Genomic DNA, 25,803 nt, shown 5'->3' with positions numbered 1-25,803 from the left:
ATTGGAATAAAAAAACCTGACAGGATCAGCATGAGTAGCCGTGGTTTTACATTTAAGCAGTTTCACATCAATCATGACCGCTGTGGGATGAAGGTGGGCACCGATGGGATCTTGCTTGGTGCTTGGGCTCACTTGGGTTCTGCGAGGCGTATTTTAGACCTCGGCACTGGCTCTGGCCTAGTGGCACTTATGTTGGCGCAAAGAGCGCTGGCACAGCGCACAGCTGATGAGGCGAAGGGCCAATCTGCAGTTGAAAAAACAGCTGAGATCGAAATTATTGGCTTAGAGCTGGATGATGCTGCGGCAAGCCAAGCCGCCGATAACGTGGCCGCCTCACCTTGGCCAACAAAAATAATAATCGAACAAGGCGCGGTGCAAGATTATCAAGCACCAAGTTTTGATTTAATTGTGTCTAACCCGCCGTATTTTGTGGCCGGCCAGTCGTTTGTTAGTCAAGCACGGGCCAATGCGCGTCACACCGGCAGCCTCAGCTTGGCAGACTTGTTTGCCCACGCGCGGCGGTTATCTGCCCCGCACGGGCAGCTGGCGTTGGTATTGCCGCATCAGGCGCTAGCGGTCGCATTAACAGAAGCCGAGCTACAGGGCTGGCACTTAGCGCAGCAGGTGGCTGTTTGCACCAAAGTGGGCAAACCGGCACTGCGTTTTCTGTTGTTATTTTCTAGTGTTAAATGTGGCTTTACAGCGGGGGAGCTAGTGATAAATGCTGCTGAGGGCGGTTTGGATCCCGCGTATGTTGATTTAGTGCGCAGTTTTTATCTAAAGATGTAAGTTTCGTCTTGAATCTCAGGCTCACACTATTATGCTAACGTGCTGCGCGGCGGCCAGCAGAAACCAGCATATTCCAGTAATACATAGATTATAACTCTAGTCATCTTTCTAGTTATATCATTGTGCGGATAACCAATGTGTGTTCCTAGGAAGGGATCTCTGGTGGCCAGTCGTCTCGTCATTATCGTTTGACTGCAAATTAAGCTCGCGTTTTGCTAGCTGCCGCAAGAGGTGTTCGTGAACAAGTCGTTATCCACTTTTGATGTATTAGGTTTAGGTTTTATGACCTTTGCCTTTTTCTTGGGCGCCGGAAATATTATTTTCCCGCCGCTTACGGGTTTTTTAGCCGGTGAACATTTAACCAGCGCCATGAGCGGCTTTTTGCTAACTGGCGTGGGCTTGCCGTTAGTCACGCTAGTGGCGGCGGCACTGGCAGGTGGCGGCTTACCCACCATGGCTCGTTACTTGCCGCCTATGGTAGTTACTGTCATGGCCACGGCCATTTTTATTATCATAGGCCCTGCTTTTGCTACGCCTCGCACCGGCTTAGTGGCCTATGAAATGGGCTTGAAACCCTTTTTAGCTAACCCTACCCAAACTACTTTGACCCTGTACACCATTGGCTTTTTTGGCTTGGTATTATTGCTGTCGTTGAATCAAGGCCGTTTATTGGATGCGGTAGGCAAGGTCTTAACGCCAATTTTATTGCTGCTGTTAATAGGGCTGGCTTTAGCGGTATTTATCAACCCGCAGGGCACACAGCCGCCGGTAGATGACCTCTATTTAGCCCAACCGTTTGTGAAAGGTTTTCTCGAAGGCTACAACACCATGGACACCTTTGCGGCGCTGATCTTTGGCATGCTGATTTTGGACGTACTGCGCCAAAAAGGCGTGACCGATAAGCGCGCACAATCACGCTACTTAATGGTTGCGGCGCTGATTGCCGCGGTCGGTTTGGGCTTTGTGTATGTGTCGCTGTTTATTTTAGGTGGCACCAGCTTAGGAGTGGTGGACTCAGCTAACAATGGTGCCGAGATCATCAGTGCCTATGTGTTAGCGCTGTTTGGCCCGCCGGGCTTGTGGATTTTAGCCGCCATCGTGTTTTTGGCCTGTATTACTACCGCCGTGGGGCTGGTGTCTGCTTGTGCCGACTACTTTTATCGCTTAACCGGTAAGCTCAGTTATCGCAGCTGGGTGGTGATTAATGCGCTGCTCTGCATGCTGGTGGCGAATGTGGGGCTGGATACTTTAATTTCGGTGTCGGTACCGGTATTAGTGGCCTGTTATCCGGTGGCGGTAGCCTTAGTGCTGGCCACCTATGTGCGGCCTTTCATGCGCGCGCCCATCTTCGCCTTTCGCTTTATCTTAGCGGTAGCCTTTGCCTTTGGCTTAGTCGATGGCTTGCAAGCGGCAGGCTTAGAGATGAGCGTTTTTCATTGGCTACCAATGTTTGATATCGGCATGGCTTGGGTATTGCCCACTGTGGTCGCGACTGTGATTGGGCTGGCAGTGAATAAGGCAGCGCGAAAGGAAGAAGTGCAATGTTAAATGCTTAATTTTTAATGTTGAATAACGAAATAAAGATAAACACCGAGCCTGCAAGTTCGGTGCTTTTCATTCAACATTAAGCATTCAACATTCCCGCGCAGCGGGCTACAGCGCCGAAATCTCTTCCAAAATTTGTGTCACCCAAGTTTCAATGCGGGTATCTGTGTCATCGTACTGGTTGGCTTCATCCAGCGATAAACCCACAAAATATTCACCGTCTTCGGTAAGCGCTTTAGAGGCTTCAAACTCATAGCCAAAGTTCGGCCAATAACCCACTACAGTAGCGCCACAGGCCACTACTTTGTCGTGTAATAAACCCAGTGCGTCTTGAAACCATTCGCCGTAGCCGAGCTGATCGCCCATACCAAATAGCGCCACCACATGACCTGCCAGATTGAGGCTATCGATGTCGCTCCATTGTGACTCCCAGTCTTCTTGCAGCTCGCCAAAATCCCAAGTGGAAATGCCGAAAATCAGGATCGGGTAGTCTTGGGCGCGCGCCAATGGCACATCCTTGATATTATGCAGATCGACCAAGTCAGCGCCGAGTTGCTCGCCAATTTTTTCGGCGGCTATCTCGGTATAGCAGGTCGTTGAACCGTAAAATAAACCGATATTCATGGGATCCCGTTATCATTTCGGACAATGGAACTATCATAACAGAAGCTTTTCTGTGAGCAGAGTTTGGAGTGGTAATGAGTTATCCATTAATTGAACAATTTGTAGATACGCTGTGGCTGGAAAAGGGGCTGGCAGATAATACGCTGGCATCCTATCGCAGTGACTTAACACACTTTGCTCGCTGGTTAGACGGCGAGGGCGATAGCTTGGTCGCCGTAGAAGGTTTAACCCTGCAGCAGTATTTAGCCCATCGTTTGGACCTAGGCTTTAAGGCCAGCAGCACGGCACGTATGCTCAGTGTATTGCGGCGCTTTTTTCAGTATCTGCATCGCGAGCAGCTGCGTGTGGATGACCCCAGCATCTTGATTGCCGGCCCTAAATTACCCAAACGCTTACCCAAAGACTTAAGTGAGCAACAGGTGTTAAATCTACTGGACGCGCCAGAGGTAGCAGATCCGCTTGAGCTGCGCGATAAAGCCATGCTGGAACTGCTCTACGCCACGGGCTTGCGGGTCACAGAATTAGTCAGTCTTTCTATGGAAAGCATCAGCTTGCGCCAAGGCTTAGTACGCGTCACCGGCAAGGGTAATAAAGAACGCTTAGTGCCCATGGGCGAAGAGGCATTGCACTGGCTGGAGCGTTATTTAAAAGAAGCGCGCGCTTTTCTTCTGGGAGAGCAGCCGTCTGATGTGGTATTTCCGTCGCGTCGCGCCCGACAAATGACCCGCCAAACATTTTGGCATCGCATTAAAATCTACGCCCTGCGCGCCGGCATTAACAATGACTTATCGCCGCACACCCTGCGCCACGCCTTTGCTACCCATCTTTTAAACCACGGCGCTGACCTGCGCGTGGTACAAATGCTCTTGGGCCACTCAGATTTATCCACCACCCAAATCTACACCCACGTCGCCACCCACAGACTCAATGCCCTACACCAAGAGCACCATCCAAGAGGCTAACGACAGCGCCGAGCACCAAGCGCCAAGCTCAATAAGGATCGGTGTTTATTTTTAAGCCGTCATCCTATTGAGGATAAGGATCTCGACTTAGGTGTTTAAAGACTAAAGATATATCTGCAACGCTTTTTTGTTACGAGAGTCGCGAAACACACGAAAAATAGTGAGCAGATCTGAAAGGGACAAAGCCAAGATAAGAGCCTTAAGAGGTAAGAGCTAAAAAATTCTTCAAAGTGCGGGCTTTTACCATTAATAAGATCTTATCTTTCGTCGATCTTATCTCGGCTTAATTTTTCCGTGTTCTTCCGTGGGTTCCGTGGCAAAGCCGGTCTTAGGTCTGATATTTATCTTTTAGCTCGGCGCTTGGTGCTAGGCGCCGGGCGCTACCGTCTCATTGCAAAATATCGGCAGCGCGGTTAGTGTTGCCTCCCTGTTTAAATAACCAGTACTCATGTGATAGCCCTATGCCAGCCCCTATGACCACACCTGCACGCCTGACTATTCGTCGCCGCCAAAGCCAAGACCATCAATTGCCCAGCGATTTGCCCGCTATTATTCAGCGGCTCTATGCCAGCCGTGGCGTGGTTAGCCCAGAGCAGCTTAATTTGAGTGCCAGCTCCTTACTGAAACCCACCTTTAAAGGCATGAGTGAGGCGGTTAAAGTGCTAGTGCAAGGCTTGAGCGAGCAGCGCAGCATTGTGATAGTCGGAGACTTTGACTGTGATGGTGCCACTAGCTCGGCGTTAATGGTGCACGGCTTGCGCGCCATGGGTGCGGAGAAAGTGCAGTATTTGGTGCCCAATCGTTTCGATTATGGATATGGCTTAAGCCCCAAAGTGGTTGATGAAGTGGCGGTAATGGGCGGCGAGCTGCTGATCACGGTCGATAACGGCATTTCCAGCATGAGCGGCGTGGCGGCGGCCAATGCGCTGGGCATGCAAGTGATAGTCACCGACCACCACTTGCCCGGCCATGAAGTACCCGATGCCGCGGCCATCGTTAATCCCAATCAGCATGGCTGTGATTTCCCCTCTAAGAATTTAGCCGGTGTGGGCGTGGCCTTTTATTTATTGCTGGCGCTGCGTGCCGCTCTTACCGAACAAGGCTGGTTTACTCGCCTTGGGCTCACCGCACCTAACATGGGGGAATATCTGGACTTAGTGGCGCTGGGTACGGTGGCGGATGTGGTGGCGCTGGACGATAACAACCGAGTATTAGTGCACCAAGGTTTGCAACGCATGCGCGCCGGACGGGTGCGGCCGGGTATTCAGGCATTGCTTGATATCTCACAGCGTAATCAAGCGCGCTTAGTGGCCAGTGATTTAGGTTTTGCCTTGGGGCCACGGCTTAATGCAGTAGGGCGGCTCGATGATATGTCGATGGGCGTGGCCTGTTTACTGAGCGAAAATTTAGACGAAGCACGTAAGTTAGCCGTCATGATGGACGACCTTAACCGCGAGCGTAAGGCGATAGAGGCCAGCATGCAGCATGAAGCGTTAGCCAGCCTCACCAAAATTCACATCAGCGAAGGCGAGCTGCCAAACGGCTTAGTGTTGCACCAAGATGATTGGCATCAAGGTGTGGTGGGACTCGTGGCGTCACGCATTAAAGAGCGTTATCACAGACCGGTGATCGCCTTTGCCGAAGCCGGTGACGATGAACTAAAAGGCTCAGGTCGCTCTATTCCTGGCGTGCATTTACGGGATTTATTAGAAGAAGTAGACCGCCAACACCCGGGCGTGATTGATAAATTTGGCGGCCATGCCATGGCGGCGGGCTTATCACTGCGCAAGTCCGCATTGGCGCCGTTTAAGGCGGCATTTGAGCGTATCGTCGCCGATTGGGTGAGCCCAGAATTACTAGCCGGAGAAATATTAACGGACGGGCAGCTTGAAACCTCAGAGCTCAACTTACCGCTCGCCGAACAGCTACGGCTTGCCGGCCCGTGGGGCCAGTCATTCCCCGAGCCGTTATTTGATGGTGACTTTAGAATTATCAAACAACGCTTGGTGGGCGAAAAACACTTAAAGTTAGTGCTTAGCCCTGACGAAGGCCGCACCTTAATAGATGCCATAGCCTTTAATGTGGATCTTAAAGTGTGGCCCAACGCCGCCATCAATTTGGTGCAGTTGGTGTATAAGTTAGATATTAACGAGTGGCAGGGTAAGCAATCGTTGCAGCTTATGATCGATAAAATAGCGCCGCTGTAACAGGCCGAGAAGCGTAAAGAGTGAGGCGTGAGGAGAAAACAGCGTCTTTGGTTGTTTTGCCGTCATCCTGACGGACGTCAGGATCTTAGTCTATGGCGTCTTCCTGATGCACATCAGGATCTCGCTTTAGAGCCTTAATACCTAAGAACGAGATACCGGGGCAAGCCCGGTACGACGGCAAAGTGCTGAGTTTAGGTTTAAGCCGTCATCCTGACGCACGTCAGGATCTTAGTCTCTGCCGTCATCTTCATGCCAATTAGAATCTTGCTCAATGCCGTCATCCTGATGCCCATCAGGATCTCGTGTTTGGGTTTTAGTGCCTAAGAACGAGATACCGGAGCGAGCCCGGTACGACGGCAAAGTGCTGAGTTTAGGTTTAAGCCGTCATCCTGACGCACGTCAGGATCTTAGTCTCTGCCGTCATCTTCATGCCAATTAGAATCTTGTTCAATGCCGTCATCCTGATGTACATCAGGATCTCGCTTTAGAGCCTTAATACCTAAGAACGAGATACCGGGGCAAGCCCAGTAAGACGGCATAAGAATAAATACGGTATTTTTATTTAACGTACAGCGGCTCGCACTTCGCGCCGCTACAACGCGCTGTAATAAGCAGCAATGTCGGCAATATCTTGGTCACTTAAATTCTTCGCTTGCGGCGTCATGAGGGCCGCCATACCTGTCGTGCGTTCACCGGCCTTATAGGCATTGAGGGCGCTTTCGATGTCGGCTGCAGTTTGACCAGCAAGTTGCGGATAGATATCAACCGTCGGCTTGCCCTCTGCGCCATGACAGGCCACACAGGCGGCGACTTTATCGGCACCGGCCGCAGCGTCCCCCGCTGCATGGGCCAAACCCGCTTGCGCCATTACGCCCAGTAATAGGCTAAGTGCTAAGCTTGAAGTCCATTTTTTAGACATAATGCCTTCCTTAATCTGCAGGTAAATGCTGTTAGGAGTGAGAGCTTCACTGCCAAATAAAACGATGAGCTAGACAGTAGTGCACTGCGACTGACCAGCTATTGATCTCAATCAAGTCCTACTGCAATGACTCACTTGAGTTTCATTATTGGCGCGCAGTTATAAAAAGAGGGAGCAAAGTTGCTCCCTCTTTTTTATGGCTTAGCGCCTTACGCTCGTAGCTTGCAGGCTTTGTCTGTGACGCTCACGTAAGGCGTACCGCGTTCTCTACCCGCTTACTTCAAAATAAAAGCGCTCACTAAGCCGTTTAGTTTGCCGGCTTGTGCATGCAAGTCTTTTGATTGTGCCAAGGATTGATTGGCGTCTTCGGCCAGTTCGTCCGCCACGTCTTTAATGGCGGTCGTGTTCTGGGTGATCTCACCCGTCACTTGGCTTTGCTCTTCGGCGGCGGTGGCAATTTGGCTGGCCATATCAGAGATAAGGCTAACGGCGGTGGTGATTTCGGTCAGTGCCTCTGCCGCAGCTTCTGCATCTTCCACGCTTAGCTCGGCTAAATTACGGCTGGTTTGCATCAGTTGCACCGCTTCTTTAGTGGCCTTTTGCAAGTTAGTGATGGTTTCTTGGATCTCTTCGGTAGAGGCGTGGGTGCGTTGAGATAACACCCGCACTTCGTCTGCCACTACCGCAAAGCCGCGACCTTGCTCGCCGGCGCGGGCCGCTTCTATGGCGGCGTTGAGTGCCAACAAGTTAGTTTGATCGGCAATACCTTGAATGGTCGACAACACACTGGAAATATCTCTGGCATGCAAATCCAAACGTTGGATCACTTCGGCGGCTTGGATCATTTCTTGGGATAGCGACTGAATAGAGTCGCGCGTTTTATTCACCTGCTGTTTACCGTGAGCGGTACTGCTGCTCGATTGCTGGGCTGCGGTCGCAGTTTGCTCGGCGTTATTGGCTATTTCTTGCGTGGCTGAGGCCATTTCGGTGACGGCGGTGGCCACCATGGTCACTTCTTCTTGCTGGCGGCCCAGCTCGGTCACGGTTTGATTAGCGCGTACCGAGGCTTGCTCTGCGTTGCTGCCCAAATACTCGGCTTGGCTACGAATTTGCCCAATTAGCTCCGCTTGGCTGGCTACAAAGCGGTTAAAGTTGGTGGCGAGCATGCCCACTTCATCTTGGCTTTGAATGTCGATACGGCGGGTTAAATCCCCTCGACCACTGGCAATTTGTTCTAAGGCTTGAGACACGCGCAATAAGGGTGCCAGCAACCACTGTACTAATAAGCTGATCAGTACTGCCGCGGCAATCACTACTAAGGTAGCGATGCCCAGCTGTTGCAATAACATGGGCGTTAGCGGAGCTTCCAGTGCCGCTTGGTCCAGCACCATCAGTAACTGCCAGTCGGTGCCGGGCACGGCTTGGCTATAGACCAGTTTATGTTCGTCTTTTAATTGCACCTTATGTAAGTGCTCGCTTTGCAGCCATTTATTTTGATTGGCCACCGTAATCTCGTCATCAATGCGTGCGGCCGACTGTAAAATCATCGACGCATCGTGATAGGCGATAATAGTACCATCGCGGCTCAGTAAAATGGCATAACCTTTGGCCGGTAATTTAATGGCGTTAATGTCAGAAATTAAGCTGTTAATGGCGACATCGCCACCAATCACGCCCGTTATCTTACCGTGAGTGCGTACCGGCTCTGCTAAGGTTACGACCAGACTAGAGTCAGTCGCATCTTCATAAGGAGGCGTGATTATCGGCTTATTTGCAGCTATCGCTTGCTGATACCAAGGGCGATTACGCGGGTCATAATCTCGATTATAAGTAGTTGATTGATAATCGAACATCTCGCCATCAGCATTACCAAAGTAGCTAGAAGCAAAGCCACCGGCGACCTGCGCTTGTTGTAAAGCGGGCAGCTGAGCCTGCTCTAGTTGCTGGCCAGCCGCGGCTAACATGCGTTGGCGTACATCAAACCAGCGCCTGATTTTTTCGCCTTCGCGCTCGCTTAAGCTGGCGACTAGGGTTTCACTGTCTTCGTAGAGACGAGTTTTTAGGTTGTGAAAACTGATGGTGCTCAGTGCGGCGACGGTAATGGTAATTGCCACAATGAAGCTGAGTAAAATTTTGTGCTTTAATTTCAGGTTATTCATTTTGTATATCTGGCAGCAGGGGGAATGTTAATATCGACCACTAGCAATAAAACTTTAACTAAATTTTAATCATGTGTGTATGTCGAAATGTCAGCACTGACTACTGCGTTTGTGGTCAGCTTTCGGTAGAATTGGCGACTGATGTTGGCACAGCGCTGCATACGAGTCAGTACACTTACTCAGTTAATAGAGAGTCATTAGACCCATGTTAGAAGTTAACCCTGTGAATAATAAACTTAAGGAGCTGTCCGAGCGGGCAGAGCTTCTTAGGGGGTACCTTTGACTATGACGCCAAGAAAGAGCGTCTAGAAGAGGTAAACGCCGAGCTAGAGCAGCCGGATGTATGGAATCAGCCCGAGCGTGCCCAAGCACTGGGTAAAGAAAGATCCGCACTGGAAACCGTGGTTGAAACCTTAGATGAGTTAGACCGCGGCATCGTCGATATCGCTGAGCTGGTTGAACTGGCACAAGAAGAAGACGACGAAGAAACCTTCGAAGAAGCGAAAGCCGACGTAGAAGTGCTGGATAAAAAGCTTATCGATCTGGAATTTCATCGTATGTTCTCCGGTGAGCACGACTCTGCTGACTGCTATCTGGACTTGCAGTCTGGCTCTGGCGGGACCGAAGCCCAAGATTGGTGCGACATGGTACTGCGCATGTACTTGCGCTGGGGTGAGGCGCGCGGCTTTAAAACCGAAATTATTGAACTCTCCGACGGTGATGTGGCTGGCGTTAAATCTGCAACCGTGAAGTTTAGCGGTGAGTATGCGTTTGGCTGGTTACGTACCGAGTCGGGTGTGCACCGTTTAGTGCGCAAATCGCCGTTTGACTCCGGCGGTCGTCGCCACACCTCATTCTGTTCGGCGTTTGTGTATCCAGAAATTGACGACGATATTCATATCGAGATTAATCCCTCAGAGATCCGCGTCGACACCTATCGCGCCTCGGGTGCTGGTGGTCAGCACGTTAACCGTACCGATTCCGCCGTACGTTTAACCCACGAACCTACTGGTATAGTCGTGCAGTGTCAGAACGACCGATCCCAGCATAAAAACCGCGATCAGGCGATGAAGCAGCTAAAAGCTAAGCTTTATGAATATGAGCTGCAGAAAAAAAATGTAGAAAAGCAGGCGATGGAAGACAGCAAGTCCGACATCGGCTGGGGCAGTCAGATCCGCTCTTATGTATTGGACGACTCGCGCATTAAAGATTTACGCACTGGGGTAGAAACCAGTAATACTCAGGCCGTACTCGACGGTGGTCTAGACAAATTTATTGAGGCCAGCCTCAAGTCCGGACTCTAATCAGTTTTTATAAAGGCAAATCATGACAGACCAGTTACTAGACGAAAATAAGCTGATCGCCGAGCGCCGTGCCAAGCTTGATCACATTCGCAAAGATTGTCCGGCTAATGGCCACCCAAATAATTTTCAGCGCGAGCATTTGGCTGCCGACTTGCAAAGCGAGTTTGGTGAGCTTGATAAAGAAGCCTTGATTGAGCTGAATAAAACCGTGTCTGTGGGCGGCCGTATTATGGCTAAACGCGGTCCGTTTTTAGTGCTGCAAGATATGAGCGGTCGCATTCAGGCTTACACCACTAAAGGTGCGCAAGCCATTATTAAAGACCAGTACATCGGTTTAGACATCGGCGATATTATCGGCGTGACCGGTATTTTGCATAAGTCTGGCAAAGGCGATTTATACGTGAGCATGGATAACTTCCAACTGCTGACTAAAGCGCTGCGCCCACTGCCTGAGAAATTCCACGGTTTAACCGACCAAGAAACCCGCTATCGCCAGCGCTATCTGGATTTGATCACCAATGAAGACTCGCGGCATACCTTTCAGGTGCGCTCACAGGTGATGGCTTCTATTCGCCAGTTTATGAATGGCCACGGCTTTATGGAAGTGGAAACACCCATGATGCAAGTGATCCCAGGCGGCGCTTCGGCTCGTCCGTTTATCACCCATCACAATGCGTTGGATATGGACATGTATCTGCGTATTGCGCCTGAGCTGTATTTGAAGCGCTTGGTGGTTGGCGGTTTTGAGAAAGTATTCGAAATTAATCGTAACTTCCGAAATGAAGGCCTGTCGCCGCGTCATAACCCAGAATTCACCATGATGGAATTCTACTGGGCTTATGCCAACTATCAGGATCTGATGGACTTCACCGAAGAAATGCTGCGCACCGTCACCACAGAAGTGCTGGGTAGCTCAACCGTACAATACGGTGAAGAAACCTTCGAGTTTGGTCAGCCATTTGCGCGCTTGGGCATGAAAGACTCAATCTTGAAATTTAATCCAGAAGTAACGGCTGAGCAACTGAGCACCTTAGAAAATGCGCTTGAAGTAGCCAAAGACTTAAAGATCAAGACCGAGAAAAACTGGGGCTTGGGCCGTGTGATCACCGAGATCTTCGAAGAAACCGTAGAGCACCGTTTGATCCAACCTACTTTCATTACCGAATACCCAGCAGAAGTATCACCGCTGGCGCGTCGTAATGATAACGATCCTAGCATTACCGAGCGCTTCGAGTTCTTTATCGGCGGTCGTGAAATTGCTAATGGTTTTGCCGAGCTGAATGATGCAGAAGATCAGGCGCAGCGCTTCTTAGATCAAGTAAACCAAAAAGAAGCCGGCGACGACGAAGCCATGTTCTTCGACGAAGACTACATCACCGCCCTCGAGCACGGCCTGCCGCCTACTGCCGGCCAAGGTATCGGCATCGATCGCTTAGTGATGTTGTTAACAGACTCACACACCATACGTGACGTGATCCTGTTCCCAACACTGCGCCCCAGCGCTAAGTAAGACTTTGCTCGTAAGAGCAAGTGAGGCGTGAATCGTAAGGCGTGAGGGGGAAACCCTTCACGCCTTTTTTGCTGCTGTTTTTAGCGCCGTAGGTATTACGTTTTACGGCGTACGTTTAAATACTACCCGATTACCCACAAAGATCAGCCATATTTCAGAGAACTAAGTGCCAACTAATTCAATAGTTTACATGGAAATGTCCGTCTCCTCCCTTGTAGGTGCCAATTTATTCGGCACGGTTTGGGTTTTATTCCTAAACCTCAAAAACAGCCAGCTACGCTGGCCCGGCGAATAAATTGCCGGCTACGGGGTATGGTATCTTCCGTAGGTGGCCGTCACTTTGACGAAGAGAGCTTTGCCGCGGTTTGGACCTTGGTTATCCATAGTAGTTATGGCTGACTGCTTAGCTGTCTATTAACCGTCATCCTACGCATATCAATTCCTTCGCTCTTCATATCTGAGTGGCCTTAGCGTTGACTTCAGGCTAGCATGAGCGGATTTTTTACTGACCGGATAAATAGCCCTATGAATGAAAGTTGGACTCAAGCAGCCGTTATTTTTATCGTCGTGGTGGGTAGCGTATTACTACTGACGATTGTGGGCTTAGCAATTACTGGGCTGAGAATGTACCGCGCAGATAAGCGCCAAACCATGCACAGTATTCGCCGAAACTACCCCATTATTGGCCGCTTTCGCTATATGTTTGAGCACTTAGGTGAGTTTTTTCGCCAGTATTTCTTTGCCATGGACAGAGAAGAAATGCCCTTTAACCGAGCGCAGCGCTCTTGGGTATACCGAGCCGCTAAAAACGTCGATAACACAGTGGCGTTCGGCTCTACCCGAGACATTGCCAAACCCGGCACCTATTACTTCTTAAACTGCCCGTTTCCTACGCTGGAAGAAGACGCCGCCCAAACCCAGCCCATGCGTATTGGTACCCACTGCCGCGTGCCTTACGATGCCCCGTCCTTTTTTAATATCTCCGGCATGAGTTTTGGTGCTTTATCTAAACCTGCTATTCAAGCCTTGAGCATGGGTGCTGCTAAAGCCGGTTGCTGGATGAATACCGGCGAAGGCGGATTATCCCCCTATCACTTAGAAGGCGGCGGCGACATTGTCTTTCAAATCGGTACCGCTAAATACGGCGTGCGCGATGAACAGGGCAAGCTGGATGATGGCAAACTAAAAGCCTTGGCCGATCTTGAGCAAGTAAAAATGTTTGAAATCAAGCTCTCACAAGGCGCTAAGCCGGGTAAAGGCGGCATACTCCCTGCCGAAAAAGTCACCGTAGAAATAGCCCAAACCCGTGGCATTGCAGTTGGCGAGGCTTCGATTAGCCCCAACCGCCATCCAGAAATTAGCTGTATTGATACGCTGCTCGATTTTGTGGTGCATGTGCGAGAGGTCACTGGCAAGCCGGTGGGTTTTAAATTGGTACTGGGTACCACTCATTGGCTCACCGAGTTTTGTGAGCGCGTGAATGCCAGAGGAGCAGATTTTGCCCCGGATTTTATCACGCTAGACAGTTCGGACGGCGGCACGGGTGCCGCACCTATGCCACTGATGGACAGTGTGGGTTTACCCCTGCGAGACAGCCTGCCGCTGTTAGTTAATCAGCTGATTCGCCACGATTTAAGAGATCGCATTCGCGTTATTGCCTCTGGCAAGCTGATAAACCCCACCGACGTGGCCGTCGCTATTTGCATGGGCGCCGACTTTGTAGTTTCTGCACGCGGTTTCTTGTTTGGGCTGGGATGTATTCAAGCGCTGCAATGTAATAAGAATACCTGCCCGACCGGTATCACCACTCACAATCCCCGCTTACAACAAGGCTTAGTACCTGATGTAAAAGCCTCGCGCATCGCTAGCTACCATAATAACCTGGTACATGAGGTAGAAAGTATTGCGCACTCTTGTGGCGTGGCAGAGCCAAGGTTGCTTAATCGCGAGCATGCCGCCGTGGTGGTCGATGGTGGCGCGGTAGCACTTAACCTGCTGTACCCAGAAACATCACGCCGCTTAAAGCCGGAAATTATGGAACAAGGCCGATAGACTTTGGAGCTTGTGAAGCGTGAAGCGTGAATCGTAAGGCGTGAGGGATAAAACCCTCACGCCTTTTTTGATATCGGTGTTCAGCACGGCGTATGCCTTACGCTCAAACTTCAAATCCTGTTTTGTAGCCTGCCCATTTTTATATAAAGAGCATTCGGCAGTCCCGTCTCAGCGGAAAATATTTGCCGTCATCCTGATGAAAATCAGGATCTCTCTTTTTATTTGGGCTTTATTACAAGAGGCGGAGCCGTCATAGGGCATTAGCTCTTAGGCAGCGCAATATTTTCTGAAAGTTAGTCGCATTACGGTACATTTTGTATGGTTTTTTAATTGAACTTCACACTCACTCCGTCCAAAATGGTCACATATAAAAACCATGCTTCATGGAAATGAAGATGCAGAGCGTTGCGGCCCTAAGCCTGAGCGTTTATACAGTATATTTTCCGTTGCTCTATTAGCATGCTCGTATTGCTGAAACCTGATGCTCATATATGCTCAGTAATATTTTTAAACCGATTATTTATCAATGGCTTGTATCTGGTGCGCCCGTTAATACTGAGCATGATCAAGCAGTAAAATGAGCATGCGCGTTTTATCGCATGGCAAGGTGCGTGGTTGTTAAAAATGACCAACAAGATCAGTTGGTTATTTGCTCTTTGCTATCTGGTCCAATGAGCGCAAGTACGCATGCGCACTATTAAAATGTTATTTTTCGGTGGGATCATGTACAAATATCTTTATGGAAAATGGGATGTTCTGAAAGGATTAGTTGAAGAAAACGCCAGTATTCGATTTTGCGATATTCGACATTACTCTCGCCTCGAAAACGAGAATATGCGTGATGACGAGGCGTTTAAAAAGTTTGAGTTTTCACCGGGCTCTATAACGTTAAATTTTGCGGGAATCGACTTTCCTCCTGAAGACTTTGCTTCAAATATAAAATTTAGGCTTCCTACAAGACATTGCTTGTGTATTTGTCTAAGCAATAAAAAGAATGATGAAGAGCTTTTTGAGGAATTTAATGCAGATGTATGCATTGAGTTTAACGTTGAGTATTTGATCGAGTTTATGAAGTTTTTATTTGAAGAAAAACTTGGCGGTGAGGTCATCGCTAAAAACGTGACCTATTACACAGATAACGCAGGAATTTCTTACTTACCTGCTAATGAGGCAGTATTTACCAAACACTATCGTTACCAACATGAAGATGAGTTTAGGATTGTAGCTTTTCTCCCTTACGACGAAAAAACGGTAATTCATCACGGCGAGCAAAAGATTGAGGCCTTTAAGGCATGTACATGCAGTGAAGACGAGATATCGCAAGGGAATTGTAAGTGCTATTTTGCATTCTTCCATAATGGGTTGCCGGACGGTTTTAAGAGTTATGTTGGCGAAGTGTTCAAGAAAAACTAACAAGGCGCTATTGTCGCCACTATCGTGGCTGGGACGTCTTACGCTGCGCTCCAGCCGCCCCAAAGCTTAGCGTTAGGCTCTCAAGGAGAACATAGATTGGACGCAGTAATCGGGAAAAACGCTGTTGTTTTATTGGGGGCAATGTTTGCTGCTTTAATTGCTGGATATTTCGCGTTCACAAATCTTGTGGCATCGAAAGAAAATAAAATATCGGAGTTTAGGCAGGAGTGGATTAATTCGCTCAGAAACTCTATCGCGCGATATATTTCATCACTTACATACCTATCAACACTATATATCCATCATTCAGCGCGCCCGGAAGAAAAGCGAGATAAATTCGAGATGGCCCGAGATGTGGAAGAAATATATGCAAGGGTCAACGAATCATACAACGACATAATCTTTCGAATTAATGACAGTGAAAAAATGTGAAAGGAAAAAAATTAAATGATGCCTTTCTGTCGGCGCTTTATAAAACGAGAGAGCACTATCATAATAACGAATTGTCAGAGGCGAGAAAGGTTTGTGATCCTTTGAGGGAGGCAAGTAAACCGCTCTTAAAACATGAATGGAAGCGCGTTAAATCTGGCGAGCTTAATTACAGAATGGCCAAATATCTTGCCGTTTTTGTTTTGCTAAGCGGTCTGTTAGCTACATTTTCAAATGCATATTATATATGGGGCGAGGGCAACAGTCATCGCGCCATTGCGGCAGAAAAGCCTAACAAATCAATGCAGCCGACCGCTAAGGCGTCGGCTGATTGAGGCGTTAGGCTCACATTTTTCACGTATGGAGAAATTAGTATGAATTTTTTGAAGTTAGCGATGGTTGCCGTTTTGTTTGCTGCTGCGCCTACGTGGGCCAATAGCTTAACTGGTCCTCAAAAAAATGCTGTAAGGTCTGCCCAGCAATACATAAGCATCCAAGGCTTTTCACGCAACGGTCTTATTGAGCAACTCTCGTCAGACTATGGAGATGGTTATAACGTTTCTGATGCAACTGTAGCTGTCGATAGCATGAATATTGATTGGAATAAGCAGGCGGTAAAATCTGCAAAACAATACCTAAGTATTCAAGGTTTCTCGTGCAAAGGGCTTATTGAGCTGCTTTCATCTAGCCATGGAGATAAGTACACCTCGAGTCAAGCAACTTACGGGGCAAAACAGGCGGGGGCTTGCTAAACGGAAAGGCGGCCTAACAAGTCGCTTAATTTCGTTCCGGCCACAAAAAACGTGGCCTCCACGGGACTTCCTACGCTGCGCTGCGGCAGGCCATTAGCAAAGCGTTAAACTCAAAAATGGAGAACAAAGTGCTATTACGTTTTTTAATCATATTTATGGCGCTTTTGTATATACCCAACAGTTACGCAATGTGCCAAGTGGGTGAAACATGGTATGCATCTAGTTCTGAAGATTGTTCACCAAAAACAAAGCAAATAAAACAACAAAATACGATTCCACCAAGCAATAATCCAATATGCTCTATTGGATACGAGAAAGCATATTCTGATGTCAAAAATGAAATGAGAAGGAAATATCCAGATTCTTATTCAACTCAAAAAATGCTTGTTGATTCAAATATTAAATCATACAAAAAACTCTGCTCACTAACTCTGAATAACGTCAAGTTAAGAGTTTTGAATAAACAACTTGATAGGTATTATCCCAATTTTTCTACTATTGAGATGCTATACAATTCAAATATGAAAGCTTATAACGAATTAAAGTAAGCCTTAACAATTAACTCAACCCGACCGCGCTAACGCGCGGCCGGTTAGCTTAAACGTTATGTAGTTCGCAATGTTCGGCGCCTTCTACAAGAAAACGCCTTAACCCAATGATGGATTCGATCATTTGATAACCATAGGAAATTTATATGAGTGACGATGTACGGAAAGGTATTACCAAGGCCCAATTCAATGAAGATAACGCAAATATACTTTTTGCTGAAATTGGTATAACGGCAATAGCTGTAGGTGTCTATTTTCAATCTTGGTTCTGGGGTGGTGGCGTTCTGCTAGCACTCATGATATGCCTTTTTATTAAGCAAATTGCAATATTGCTTATCCTTGTATTTAGCGTTGGATGGGCAGTTGCTGGATATTTTATAGGTGGTATTTTTGAGTCAAGTCAAGCGTCAATTGTATTGGCAATACTTGGGTTTCTCTGTGGGTTAGGAGCCAACATCTCGGCTTTGGAGTGGACTAAAGATATTGGCGATACAAAAAAAAGTGGCACGAACACATAAATATGAGTGACATTCAAGCAATTAGGTTTTATAACACACATCCCAATGTATCCTTCCAACAACCTTAAATGAATGAACGAGTTGGTCAAAGCGAATATTATGTTGAGGATGCTAGAATTGCTGATCACAATTGGTAAAAAACTAGCGATGCTGCCCAATTTTACTTCTCTATTTCTGAAGATCTTTGCAATACACGGGAGAAAACTGGAGTAATCTATGAAGGAGGTAATTCCTAATATTGCCAGAAAATAGAGATTGTCTGTATCAGTTCCACACGGCATAACAAAGCGAAGCAATTCGCGCCTTATACGGCGCCGGACACTCGCTTCGCTCGTGCCGTTGTGCGCGTCGTTATAAGTCTTGAATGTATTTCGATAGCAATTTGATTAAAATTATTAGAAAAACCCAAAGGCGTGCGGGTTAACACCCTCACGCCTTTTTGGTGCTTTTAGCTATCAGGAATGACTATTCCACATACCAAGGCATTAGTTCAGCCGGCTCAGTCCAATAGATCTTGGGGTACATTACCACCGTTGGCGGCGATGCGTGCCAGCACGGCTTTATGCAACCAGGTATTCATCTTGGCGGAGTCTGCCATTAAATCTGCAGGGCAGCCGAGTTCGGTGGCGAGCTCTTTACGTGCCGTTAAGCTGCTGTCGATATCGAGCAGCTTCAATAGATCAACGATAGACGTGCGCCAGTTTAACTTTTGCGAGCTGGCCGCCGCACGCTGTTCTAGCTGAGCGGTAACATCGACGCTTTGCACTGGGGCGGGAGCAGCCGTTTCCTGCGCTTGCGTCTCAGCAGGGCTAGCAGGAGTAGGTGTATCAGTCGGTTTACCAGGAGCAGTTGTTGCAGCCTGAGCTTTGCCCATGCCGAGTTTCTCAAGAATATTATTAAAAAATCCCATAGTGCTCTCCTTAAGTGATGGGTTTTGGTACAAGCGAATCTAAAATTAATATGGCAGTAACGGTACGGCTTATTGCCAACGTTCAAGTGTAGTGTAAATAAACGCAGTCTTGGCTGACTAAGCCGCGAGTTCTTTATGCCCTATTTAGTAGCGCTTAGCGCTCCACCCACACCAGGTGATCGGCAGTGAGCTCGCTTTCACCGCTCCATTGATAGGCACATAACTTGGGGCTGGGGATATTCTTGGCCGCAATACTCCAATCCAGGCAGGCGATATGCTTATTAATTAAATCTGGCGTGCCGTTCATCCAATAATGGCCAATAAACAAGGGTTTATCGCCATCGTAACCTGCTTGCAAATGGGGTGGTACAGGCTCATGGGGGATTTTTGAGATGATATCGCTGGGCACCATGGCCAAATCGCGATAGGTAATATGATTGCCCGAGAGCCACCAACTAGTACGAGTCCGTTTGCGCACATGGCCATAATTATCGGTAAACTCAACGCCTGCCGGCAGGGCAATTTCCATGCCTTTAAGAATGGTTTCCAGCGCTTCAAAGGCGGCACTGCCGTTACGGCATAGTTCAGGCCAAGCGCTTGCTAGCACTATTGCGTGTTCGTTTAAGTAAGGGGCTAAGGTGATGAGATATTCCTGATGCCAACAGGCATGCACCACTCGTAGGCCGGGCAAGTCTAAATACAGCGGCAGCTGTTTAAACCAAGCAATGGCTGCCTGATGAGCAACCGAGCCCTCGCCAATTTCATTTAAAAAGGCCTCATGCTGGTTAAAGTTGTTCTTGGTGTGCGCTCTTAAGAACTGGCCCGGCTGTTCTTTATCGGGCGTCGTCCAAGCGATGGCATTAAATTCGTGGTTACCCATTACCGCCAAGGCATGATTATTGTCGACCATGGTTTTGGCAATAGTGATGGTTTTCACTTGTTCAAGACCACGGTCTACAAAGTCACCTAAAAAGATCACTTTACGATCGGGGTGTTGCCAACCGTCGGCTTTTTCTTCATAACCGAGTTTGGTTAACAAGCGCTCCAGCGCGGTGGCATAACCGTGAATATCACCGATAATGTCAAACATATTCATATCCTTGAAAGCGCCGATAAGGGAAACCAATGGCAGTGACAGTAGATCTTATCAACTTAATAGAGCCAAGCAAAACCAGCTAATTAAAGTCCAGTGGCTAACAATTTGTCCGAGTAAGGATTCAAGTAAAACTTAGCAACAGTGAGTTGTTTTTTTGCGCTGCTGAAGGGTGTTAAGATACGTCCCATCAGTACTTCAAACCGCTGCCAAAAGCGAGCGTTTGAGGGAATATTCAACGTAAGATACTTGGTAATCAGCTTGGTAAAATTAGTGACGATTGACGTTAAAAATATAGCGGCAGAAGAAGTAACCTGCGCTACCTGCCGGGCATGCTGCTGCCGATTAGAAGTGATGCTGATTACGGATACCGGCGTGCCTAAAGAGTACATTACTGAAGATAAATGGGGCGGCGAAACCATGCTGCGCTTAGACGATGGCTGGTGCTCGGCCATCGACCGCGAAACCATGCTGTGCACCATTTATGAACAGCGACCGTGGATTTGCCGCGAATTCGAGATGGGCTCCGATGAATGCCTTGATGAAAGAGCCGAGCTTTTATAAGGCGCGTAAATAGATCCGTACATAAGAGAAAGTAGTAAACCTAAAACCATTTTTGCCACGGAATACACGGAAGAACACGGAAAAATTAACATTAAGACCGATTGATGGTTTGATGAGATCTTCGAAAATCGCTGCTCTTTCGCTTGCTCTTTCGCTTGCTCTTTCGCTTGCTCTTTCGCTTGCTCTTTCGCTTGCTCCTTCGCTTGCTCCTTCGCTTGCTCCTTCGCTTGCTCCTTCGCTTGCTCCTTCGCTTGCTCCTTGTTGCTCTTCGTCCGTGTTGCTCCGTGATTCTCACCACAAAAAAGCGTGGCCAAGAAATCCTCAGCCTTTAAGAACTGTTTACAGCCCGGCAGTAAATACACTCGGCAAGTCTGCTGAGGCGCCATCGTAAACTACGCGGCCATCACTTAAGCGGATGGTGCGCGGGCAGCGGGCACTCAGGCGTGGGTCGTGAGTGACAATCACAATGGCGCATTCATGCTCTACGTTGAAACGCTCAAATAAGTTAAACACTTCATCTGCGGTTTGGGTGTCTAGGTTACCGGTGGGCTCATCTGCTAACACTAATGCGGGGCGGGTGACCAATGCGCGGGCTATTGCCACACGCTGCTGCTGACCACCAGATAAACGATTGGTGGATTGGCGGATAAAGTTGCTTAAACCTACTTCATTTAATAGATATTCAGCATAAGCAGTTTGCTCGGCAGAGGGTTTTCCGTAGCGCAGCATCAGTGGCATTAGCACATTATCCAATACGCTAAAGGCACTGATTAAATGGTGAAACTGAAACACAAAGCCAATGGCTTCACTGCGCAGTTGGGTGCGCTGCTGCTCGCTCAAGCCTGAAGGCATATGGCCTTGAATTAACTGCCCTTGAATACGCAGCTCGCCTGTTGAGGCTACATCCAACAAGCCCATCACATTTAGTAACGTGCTCTTGCCAGAGCCAGAGGTGCCGACCAAGGCCACTAATTCGCCGCGACTGACTTGCAGCGAAATATCATGCAACACATGGTTTTCTAGCGGTGTGTCGGGGTTAAAAATCTTATTCAGCTTATCCAGCTGCAGCACTATTTGCGGCTTGTTTTGCTGTTTGCTTTGATAGCGCTCTTGCTGATTTTTTTGTAGAGAGCCATCACGCGTTAAGCGCTCTGAGTTAGGCATAGAGTTAGACATAGAGTTAGACATAGAGTTAGGCGTAGAGTTAGACATAACGAATCGCCACCGCAGGATCGTATTTCGCCGCCCGACGGGCCGGTACCGCGGCTGCTACAACGCCGGCCACAGTGGCAATCAAGATTGCCGACAGCAACATGGAAGGCTCTAATCGAAGAACAAACAAGCTCTTGCCCAAGTTGTTAAACAGCAGCACCAAGAGAAACCCCACCAACACGCCAAGCAGCGAGCCTGCTAAGCCTAGCAAGCCGCCTTGTAAGAGAAACACCCGTAAAATTTGCTGCTGCGAGCTGCCCATGGCGCGCAAAATACCAATTTCACGGGTACGCTGCACCACGCTCACCGCTAATACGCTGGCAATACCAAAGATCACCGACATGGCCACAAATACGCGGATCATCTGGGTGGTCATGCTTTGAGATTGCAGGGCATTGAGCAGCTGGCCGTTACTTTCCATCCAACTTTGTACATATAAGCCTGTAAGCTTGCTGATGCGCTGCGCCCAATATTCGGCGGCAAACACATCGTTAATTTTTAGCTCCAAAATGGTCACGCCACCGGGTAAATCAAGCAGCGCTTGCGCTTGTTTGAGGCTGGTATAGACATAACGGCTGTCTAGCTCGCGTACTCCTAGCTCAAAGATACCCACCACATTCACCACCGTTTGGCGGTTATCTCCGGCATTTAAGCGCAACTTATCACCGGTGCGCAGCCCTAAATCTGTGGCTAACTGACTGCCAATTAACACATCACCGGCATCCACACTAAAGCGACCTGCTTGCAGGTAATCGTTGAGATTAATAATGCCAGAATAACGTGTCGGATCTATGCCCATTAAGGCCACAGAGGCGCGGGCCGTGCCTTTTTGCGCAAAGGCGGGGCCAGAGATGAGCGGCGATACGGTATTTAATATGCCATTCACCGCGCCATAGTTATCTAGCGCATCACGCACTTCTTGCCAATTATTAATGGTTTGTAAGCGCTGAGCGCGCGGGCTTTCTAATGCCCACAGGTATTTATTATCAGGCGGGGGCGACAAATTATTATGCTGGCGCGTGGCTTCAATCCGAATATGCGCTTGGGTGCCTAAGGTTTTATCGATCACGTTATTTTGCAGGCCAACGATGAGTGCGGTAATAAACACTATGACCGCCGCACCCACCGAGATGGCCACGCTAATCAGCAAAGTTTGCAGCGGATTATCGGCGAGAAAGCGCAGCGCAATGCGCCACTCTATCCACAGTGAATCGCGCAACCGCGCCAAGCGCTTAACGAATAACATGAGGTGCTTGCTCAAAACGCACTCGCGCCGACTTGCCGTCACTAAGCTTATCCGCTTGTAGCTTGTCTGCGTGCAGCACAACGTCGCCTTCGTTAAGGCCGGCCACAATCTCACTGTGGGTCATATTGCGTAAGCCTAGTTGCACCTGCACAGCGTTCACCTTGCCACTTTTCCAGCGCAGTACTTGTGTTTGTCCGCTGGTATTTGTGAGCAGATAATCATTGGGCAGCACTAAGGTTGCGTCGCGCTGGTTGGCAATAATATTGGCCGACACCGTCATACCCTGTAAAAATGCATGAGGCTTTTGCTGGGGCGCTAAAGTCTGAGTTGAAGACTCTGCCAGCACCTTAATATGCACATCTATGGTACCGCGACTGCTATCTACGGCTGGCGCGATAAAGCTCACCACGCCTGCTACCGTTTGCTCGGGCCAGGCATCGGCAATCAGTAGTACGGGTTGGTTTAATTGCAGCGGCGCAAAGTTTTTCTCATCTAATGCGACTACTACCTCTAAGCCATCCTCTAATCCGTCACGGGTATTTTCCGTATTGCTGCGGGCGATTTCCAGCAAGACTGTGCTGGGTTGCACTAAGTCACCGGGCTCCACATTGCGGGTTTGCACGCGGCCAGCAAAGGGCGCATAAATACGCGTCTTGGCCAAGTCTGCCTCGGCACTGCTAATGCGCTGGCGTAATAGTTGTTCTTCGGTGTTATTGGCCGCTAAGGAGTTAGCCGTTAATTGCGCGCGGGTGAGCAGGCTGTTGGCCGTGAGCGCTAGCCGTCGTGCTTGCTCGGCTTGCTCTTTAGAAATGGTGCCTTTGCTGGCCAAGGCTTGTCGGCGGCGGGCTTCTCGGCTGGCTTGATTGGCATTTTCTTGTGCTTCTTTCAATGCCGCTTGTGCTTGGGGGCGACTTATCTTTTGTAATTGCTGCAAAAGTGTCTGTGCTTGAGCGAGGCCAGACTGTGCTTGAGCGCGATTTAGCTCAATCAGCAAATCACCTTTATTAACGCGGTCGCCTTCACGCACATGGCGGGCAATAACAGTGCCGGTTATCTCACTGCCAATACGGGCTAAGGACTGATAGCGCACTTCGCCACTGGCCACAATGCGCAGCTCCAAGGGCTTAAGCTCTACCGTTATTGCGGGTAACACAGGCCCGCGCCATTTTTGCACGCCCAGCAAGAGTGCTACGCCCAGCGCGGCAATAATAATTCCATAAACTATGCGCATGTAAGCCTCGTTAGCACGCCACAAGCCCCAAGTTTCTCATTAGCAGAGAGCCATTAGCAGAAGTAATCGGGAGAAATAATCATGATCGTTTCATTACTACGGATCGCCGTTTATTAACTGAGCTTGCCAACAGCTTTTATCACCAATCGCTAATTAACTAATGTTGTCACAGTTGAGCTCGGATAGCTGTACTGAGTGCATTGTCGAGTCTCGTTCATTTTGATCGTGGTAGAAGCTACTAAGACACCAAATTCAAGGGCATTTTTGCCACGCCTCTTTACCACGAGAGTCACGCAGAACATGAGACAATAGCACTAGTAGCGAAAGAGTCTGCGGGTTATGCCTTAAAAATAGTAAGTCTTTATTGGTTTGCCTTTGAGTTGTCGGTGTATTCCGTGGCGGGACAATTTTTAGTGCTTGTATATTATTTTCTGTGGCTGACGGCTTAAAGTTGTTTAACGAAACCCCAATCAAAGCCGGTGCCGGGGTCAGTTTTGCGCCCGGGTGCTATGTCGCTGTGGCCGACGATATGCTCAAGTTTAATAGCAGGAAATTGGCGTTGGATAAGCTGAGTGAGTGTGGTGAGGGTTTGGTATTGAGCATCGGTAAAAGAGCCGGTATCTGTGCCTTCAAGCTCGATGCCAATGGCAAAGTCATTGCAGCGCTCGCGGCCTTGAAAGCAGGATTGACCGGCGTGCCAGGCGCGTTTATGTAAGGACACATATTGTATCAACTCGCCATCGCGGCGGATCAAACAATGGGCCGATACTTTAAGATGTTGAATGCCAGCAAAGTAAGCATCATCATCAGGGTTTAACTGCCCTAAAAACAGCTGGTCGATATAAGGGCCACCAAACTGGCCTGGCGGTAAGCTAATGCTGTGTACCACCAGTAAAGAAACCTCTTGCTCTGGCCTATCATCAAAGTGCGGGGAGGGGCAGTGACGAGCGGGTTGCAACCAGCCATCGTCTGTTAACATCAAAGAGTCAGCCATGTGGGCCTCTAGTGGTCGTTAAATTAGCTCTATAGTAAGAGGCTAAGCCCATCGTCGGCAAGCAAACTAGATCTGCACCTGTGGTCGAGAACAAAGCATGTCGCTGGCAAGCAAACAGACGCGGTAAGTAAAGAGGAGCAAAGCCAGATGGGCCATGAAGTGGATACACAACGCAGATTAGGTCGCATTATGTGGCTGATTGCTTGGGGGCTAGCACTGGCGCTATTGACGTGGTTTTTTCAGCAAAAGCTCGCCCGAGATAATAATCCTAATCAAGCTATACGCCAGTTAGATGCGCAAACCATAGTGCTGGAGCAAAATAATCGAGGTCATTATTTAGCGAGCGGGCTGATCAACGGCTTCGAGGTGGTATTTTTGCTGGACACCGGTGCTACCCAAGTCGCTATTCCTCAAGCATTAGCTGCAAAATTGCAACTGAAACAAGGGCATAAGTTGGGGCTAAATACCGCGGCCGGGACCGTTACCGGTTATGCCACCCGTATAAAAAGCCTGTCTTTAGGGCCTTTCACCTTGTACGATCTGAGTGCCGTGATTATGCCCAGTGACAGTAATGAAATACTGCTAGGCATGAACGCCTTGCGCCAATTTGAACTTATTCAACGCAACGGGCAACTGACCATAAGGCGTTGAAGTAACAGCTAAAGAATAGGTCAAAAGCTATTTTTGCAACGGAAGAACGCGGAACACACGGAAAAATTAACATGAGATAAAGGTCGACAAGGGCTAAAGCTTTAAGGGATAGACCTTACAATAAATATCTCTTTCAGATCTGATCTTTATTGTTCCGAGTTGTTCCGTGGG

At 48.7% G+C, this 25,803-nt stretch carries 24 protein-coding genes; 15 read left to right on the top strand and 9 right to left on the bottom strand.

Annotated features, from left to right (window positions below; all coding sequences use genetic code 11):
- Positions 1-30 precede the first annotated feature (30 nt).
- Together CBP31_RS04925 and brnQ are read left to right on the top strand one after the other, a co-directional pair.
- Positions 31-789, top strand: a complete 759-nt coding sequence (locus CBP31_RS04925) for a tRNA1(Val) (adenine(37)-N6)-methyltransferase (protein ID WP_087035133.1) — start codon at positions 31-33, stop codon at positions 787-789.
- A gap of 237 nt (positions 790-1,026) precedes the next feature.
- Positions 1,027-2,337 carry a branched-chain amino acid transport system II carrier protein gene (brnQ, locus tag CBP31_RS04920; RefSeq protein WP_087035132.1) on the top strand — a complete coding sequence of 437 codons (1,311 nt, stop codon included), beginning with the start codon at positions 1,027-1,029 and terminating at the stop codon, positions 2,335-2,337.
- A 105-nt stretch (positions 2,338-2,442) separates the two neighbouring features.
- Here the strand turns inward: brnQ and fldB are convergent, their stop codons facing one another.
- Positions 2,443-2,958, bottom strand: a complete 516-nt coding sequence (gene fldB, locus CBP31_RS04915; protein WP_087035131.1) for a flavodoxin FldB — start codon at positions 2,956-2,958, stop codon at positions 2,443-2,445.
- 74 nt (positions 2,959-3,032) lie between these two features.
- Here fldB and xerD point away from each other — a divergent pair, with 74 nt between their 5' ends.
- Positions 3,033-3,920, top strand: coding sequence for a site-specific tyrosine recombinase XerD (xerD, locus tag CBP31_RS04910; RefSeq protein ID WP_087035130.1), 888 nt, complete (start codon positions 3,033-3,035; stop codon positions 3,918-3,920).
- A 461-nt stretch (positions 3,921-4,381) separates the two neighbouring features.
- Positions 4,382-6,127 carry a single-stranded-DNA-specific exonuclease RecJ gene (recJ, locus tag CBP31_RS04905; protein WP_227875150.1) on the top strand — a complete coding sequence of 582 codons (1,746 nt, stop codon included), beginning with the start codon at positions 4,382-4,384 and terminating at the stop codon, positions 6,125-6,127.
- Positions 6,128-6,719: 592 nt separating this feature from the next.
- Here the strand turns inward: recJ and CBP31_RS04900 are convergent.
- Complete coding sequence (locus tag CBP31_RS04900; RefSeq protein WP_087035129.1) at positions 6,720-7,046, bottom strand: c-type cytochrome; 327 nt, start codon at positions 7,044-7,046, stop codon at positions 6,720-6,722.
- A 275-nt stretch (positions 7,047-7,321) separates the two neighbouring features.
- The gene (locus CBP31_RS04895) at positions 7,322-9,205 is read right to left on the bottom strand and encodes a methyl-accepting chemotaxis protein (RefSeq protein ID WP_087035128.1); all 1,884 of its coding nucleotides are present in this window, start codon (positions 9,203-9,205) and stop codon (positions 7,322-7,324) included.
- A gap of 205 nt (positions 9,206-9,410) precedes the next feature.
- Here CBP31_RS04895 and prfB point away from each other — a divergent pair.
- The 9 genes from prfB (at position 9,411) to CBP31_RS04855 (ending at position 17,731) form a co-directional block, all read left to right on the top strand.
- Positions 9,411-10,509 (top strand): peptide chain release factor 2 gene (prfB, locus tag CBP31_RS04890; RefSeq protein WP_151898781.1). Its coding sequence is split into 2 segments (ribosomal slippage): positions 9,411-9,485 and positions 9,487-10,509, totalling 1,098 coding nucleotides; the frame shifts between segments, so codons are not numbered across the junction.
- Between the two features lie 22 nt (positions 10,510-10,531).
- A complete protein-coding gene (lysS, locus tag CBP31_RS04885; protein WP_161492506.1) occupies positions 10,532-12,019 on the top strand; it encodes a lysine--tRNA ligase in 1,488 nt (495 codons plus the stop codon).
- A 525-nt stretch (positions 12,020-12,544) separates the two neighbouring features.
- The gene (locus tag CBP31_RS04880; protein ID WP_087035126.1) at positions 12,545-14,071 is read left to right on the top strand and encodes an FMN-binding glutamate synthase family protein; all 1,527 of its coding nucleotides are present in this window, start codon (positions 12,545-12,547) and stop codon (positions 14,069-14,071) included.
- Positions 14,072-14,758: 687 nt separating this feature from the next.
- A complete protein-coding gene (locus CBP31_RS04875) occupies positions 14,759-15,484 on the top strand; it encodes a hypothetical protein (protein ID WP_087035125.1) in 726 nt (241 codons plus the stop codon).
- A 96-nt stretch (positions 15,485-15,580) separates the two neighbouring features.
- Positions 15,581-15,916, top strand: coding sequence for a hypothetical protein (locus CBP31_RS04870; protein ID WP_087035124.1), 336 nt, complete (start codon positions 15,581-15,583; stop codon positions 15,914-15,916).
- On the top strand, positions 15,913-16,248 hold the full coding sequence (locus tag CBP31_RS04865; RefSeq protein WP_087035123.1) for a hypothetical protein: 336 nt from the start codon (positions 15,913-15,915) through the stop codon (positions 16,246-16,248). Before CBP31_RS04870 ends, CBP31_RS04865 begins: the two co-directional genes overlap by 4 nt.
- Before the next feature lie 39 nt (positions 16,249-16,287).
- On the top strand, positions 16,288-16,665 hold the full coding sequence (locus CBP31_RS04860) for an Ltp family lipoprotein (protein WP_087035122.1): 378 nt from the start codon (positions 16,288-16,290) through the stop codon (positions 16,663-16,665).
- A 128-nt stretch (positions 16,666-16,793) separates the two neighbouring features.
- Positions 16,794-17,213: a hypothetical protein gene (locus CBP31_RS15510; protein WP_151898780.1), complete on the top strand. Its 420-nt coding sequence runs from the start codon at positions 16,794-16,796 to the stop codon at positions 17,211-17,213.
- Positions 17,214-17,359: 146 nt separating this feature from the next.
- The gene (locus CBP31_RS04855) at positions 17,360-17,731 is read left to right on the top strand and encodes a hypothetical protein (RefSeq protein WP_087035121.1); all 372 of its coding nucleotides are present in this window, start codon (positions 17,360-17,362) and stop codon (positions 17,729-17,731) included.
- 499 nt (positions 17,732-18,230) lie between these two features.
- Here CBP31_RS04855 and CBP31_RS04850 read toward each other — a convergent pair whose 3' ends face one another.
- Together CBP31_RS04850 and CBP31_RS04845 are read right to left on the bottom strand one after the other, a co-directional pair.
- Positions 18,231-18,641 (bottom strand): DUF3597 domain-containing protein, encoded by a 411-nt coding sequence (locus CBP31_RS04850; RefSeq protein WP_087035120.1) that lies wholly within the window; start codon positions 18,639-18,641, stop codon positions 18,231-18,233.
- A gap of 154 nt (positions 18,642-18,795) precedes the next feature.
- A complete protein-coding gene (locus tag CBP31_RS04845; protein WP_087035119.1) occupies positions 18,796-19,731 on the bottom strand; it encodes a metallophosphoesterase in 936 nt (311 codons plus the stop codon).
- Between the two features lie 297 nt (positions 19,732-20,028).
- Here CBP31_RS04845 and CBP31_RS04840 point away from each other — a divergent pair, with 297 nt between their 5' ends.
- On the top strand, positions 20,029-20,298 hold the full coding sequence (locus CBP31_RS04840) for a YkgJ family cysteine cluster protein (protein WP_227875192.1): 270 nt from the start codon (positions 20,029-20,031) through the stop codon (positions 20,296-20,298).
- A 339-nt stretch (positions 20,299-20,637) separates the two neighbouring features.
- Here CBP31_RS04840 and CBP31_RS04835 read toward each other — a convergent pair whose 3' ends face one another.
- The 4 genes from CBP31_RS04835 to ampD form a co-directional block, all read right to left on the bottom strand.
- On the bottom strand, positions 20,638-21,510 hold the full coding sequence (locus CBP31_RS04835) for an ABC transporter ATP-binding protein (protein WP_227875149.1): 873 nt from the start codon (positions 21,508-21,510) through the stop codon (positions 20,638-20,640).
- Positions 21,503-22,756, bottom strand: coding sequence for an ABC transporter permease (locus tag CBP31_RS04830; protein WP_087035118.1), 1,254 nt, complete (start codon positions 22,754-22,756; stop codon positions 21,503-21,505). Before CBP31_RS04830 ends, CBP31_RS04835 begins: the two co-directional genes overlap by 8 nt.
- A complete protein-coding gene (locus CBP31_RS04825; protein ID WP_087035117.1) occupies positions 22,743-23,987 on the bottom strand; it encodes an efflux RND transporter periplasmic adaptor subunit in 1,245 nt (414 codons plus the stop codon). The genes CBP31_RS04830 and CBP31_RS04825 overlap by 14 nt, the downstream gene beginning before the upstream one ends.
- A 445-nt stretch (positions 23,988-24,432) precedes the next feature.
- Positions 24,433-24,981 carry a 1,6-anhydro-N-acetylmuramyl-L-alanine amidase AmpD gene (gene ampD / locus CBP31_RS04820; protein WP_227875148.1) on the bottom strand — a complete coding sequence of 183 codons (549 nt, stop codon included), beginning with the start codon at positions 24,979-24,981 and terminating at the stop codon, positions 24,433-24,435.
- Positions 24,982-25,128: 147 nt separating this feature from the next.
- Here ampD and CBP31_RS04815 point away from each other — a divergent pair, with 147 nt between their 5' ends.
- A complete protein-coding gene (locus tag CBP31_RS04815; RefSeq protein ID WP_227875147.1) occupies positions 25,129-25,632 on the top strand; it encodes a retropepsin-like aspartic protease family protein in 504 nt (167 codons plus the stop codon).
- The last annotated feature ends 171 nt before the right edge of the window (positions 25,633-25,803 follow it).

Origin of the sequence: Oceanisphaera profunda (genome assembly GCF_002157895.1) — a bacterium.
GTDB classification, from domain to species: Bacteria; Pseudomonadota; Gammaproteobacteria; order Enterobacterales; family Aeromonadaceae; genus Oceanimonas; species Oceanimonas profunda.
This window is presented reverse-complemented; position numbering and strand designations above follow the sequence as displayed.

Excerpts from the sequence above, each read along its gene's own strand:
- CBP31_RS04925 (WP_087035133.1), top strand. The coding sequence starts at position 31 with ATGAGTAGCCGTGGTTTTACATTTAAGCAGTTTCACATCAATCATGAC.
- fldB (WP_087035131.1), bottom strand. The coding sequence starts at position 2,958 with ATGAATATCGGTTTATTTTACGGTTCAACGACCTGCTATACCGAGATA.
- xerD (WP_087035130.1), top strand. The coding sequence starts at position 3,033 with ATGAGTTATCCATTAATTGAACAATTTGTAGATACGCTGTGGCTGGAA.
- recJ (WP_227875150.1), top strand. The coding sequence starts at position 4,382 with ATGCCAGCCCCTATGACCACACCTGCACGCCTGACTATTCGTCGCCGC.
- CBP31_RS04900 (WP_087035129.1), bottom strand. The coding sequence starts at position 7,046 with ATGTCTAAAAAATGGACTTCAAGCTTAGCACTTAGCCTATTACTGGGC.
- CBP31_RS04895 (WP_087035128.1), bottom strand. The coding sequence starts at position 9,205 with ATGAATAACCTGAAATTAAAGCACAAAATTTTACTCAGCTTCATTGTG.
- lysS (WP_161492506.1), top strand. The coding sequence starts at position 10,532 with ATGACAGACCAGTTACTAGACGAAAATAAGCTGATCGCCGAGCGCCGT.
- CBP31_RS04880 (WP_087035126.1), top strand. The coding sequence starts at position 12,545 with ATGAATGAAAGTTGGACTCAAGCAGCCGTTATTTTTATCGTCGTGGTG.
- CBP31_RS04875 (WP_087035125.1), top strand. The coding sequence starts at position 14,759 with ATGCGCACTATTAAAATGTTATTTTTCGGTGGGATCATGTACAAATAT.
- CBP31_RS04860 (WP_087035122.1), top strand. The coding sequence starts at position 16,288 with ATGAATTTTTTGAAGTTAGCGATGGTTGCCGTTTTGTTTGCTGCTGCG.
- CBP31_RS04855 (WP_087035121.1), top strand. The coding sequence starts at position 17,360 with ATGAGTGACGATGTACGGAAAGGTATTACCAAGGCCCAATTCAATGAA.
- CBP31_RS04850 (WP_087035120.1), bottom strand. The coding sequence starts at position 18,641 with ATGGGATTTTTTAATAATATTCTTGAGAAACTCGGCATGGGCAAAGCT.
- CBP31_RS04845 (WP_087035119.1), bottom strand. The coding sequence starts at position 19,731 with ATGTTTGACATTATCGGTGATATTCACGGTTATGCCACCGCGCTGGAG.
- CBP31_RS04835 (WP_227875149.1), bottom strand. The coding sequence starts at position 21,510 with ATGTCTAACTCTACGCCTAACTCTATGTCTAACTCTATGTCTAACTCT.
- CBP31_RS04830 (WP_087035118.1), bottom strand. The coding sequence starts at position 22,756 with ATGTTATTCGTTAAGCGCTTGGCGCGGTTGCGCGATTCACTGTGGATA.
- CBP31_RS04825 (WP_087035117.1), bottom strand. The coding sequence starts at position 23,987 with ATGCGCATAGTTTATGGAATTATTATTGCCGCGCTGGGCGTAGCACTC.
- ampD (WP_227875148.1), bottom strand. The coding sequence starts at position 24,981 with ATGGCTGACTCTTTGATGTTAACAGACGATGGCTGGTTGCAACCCGCT.
- CBP31_RS04815 (WP_227875147.1), top strand. The coding sequence starts at position 25,129 with ATGGGCCATGAAGTGGATACACAACGCAGATTAGGTCGCATTATGTGG.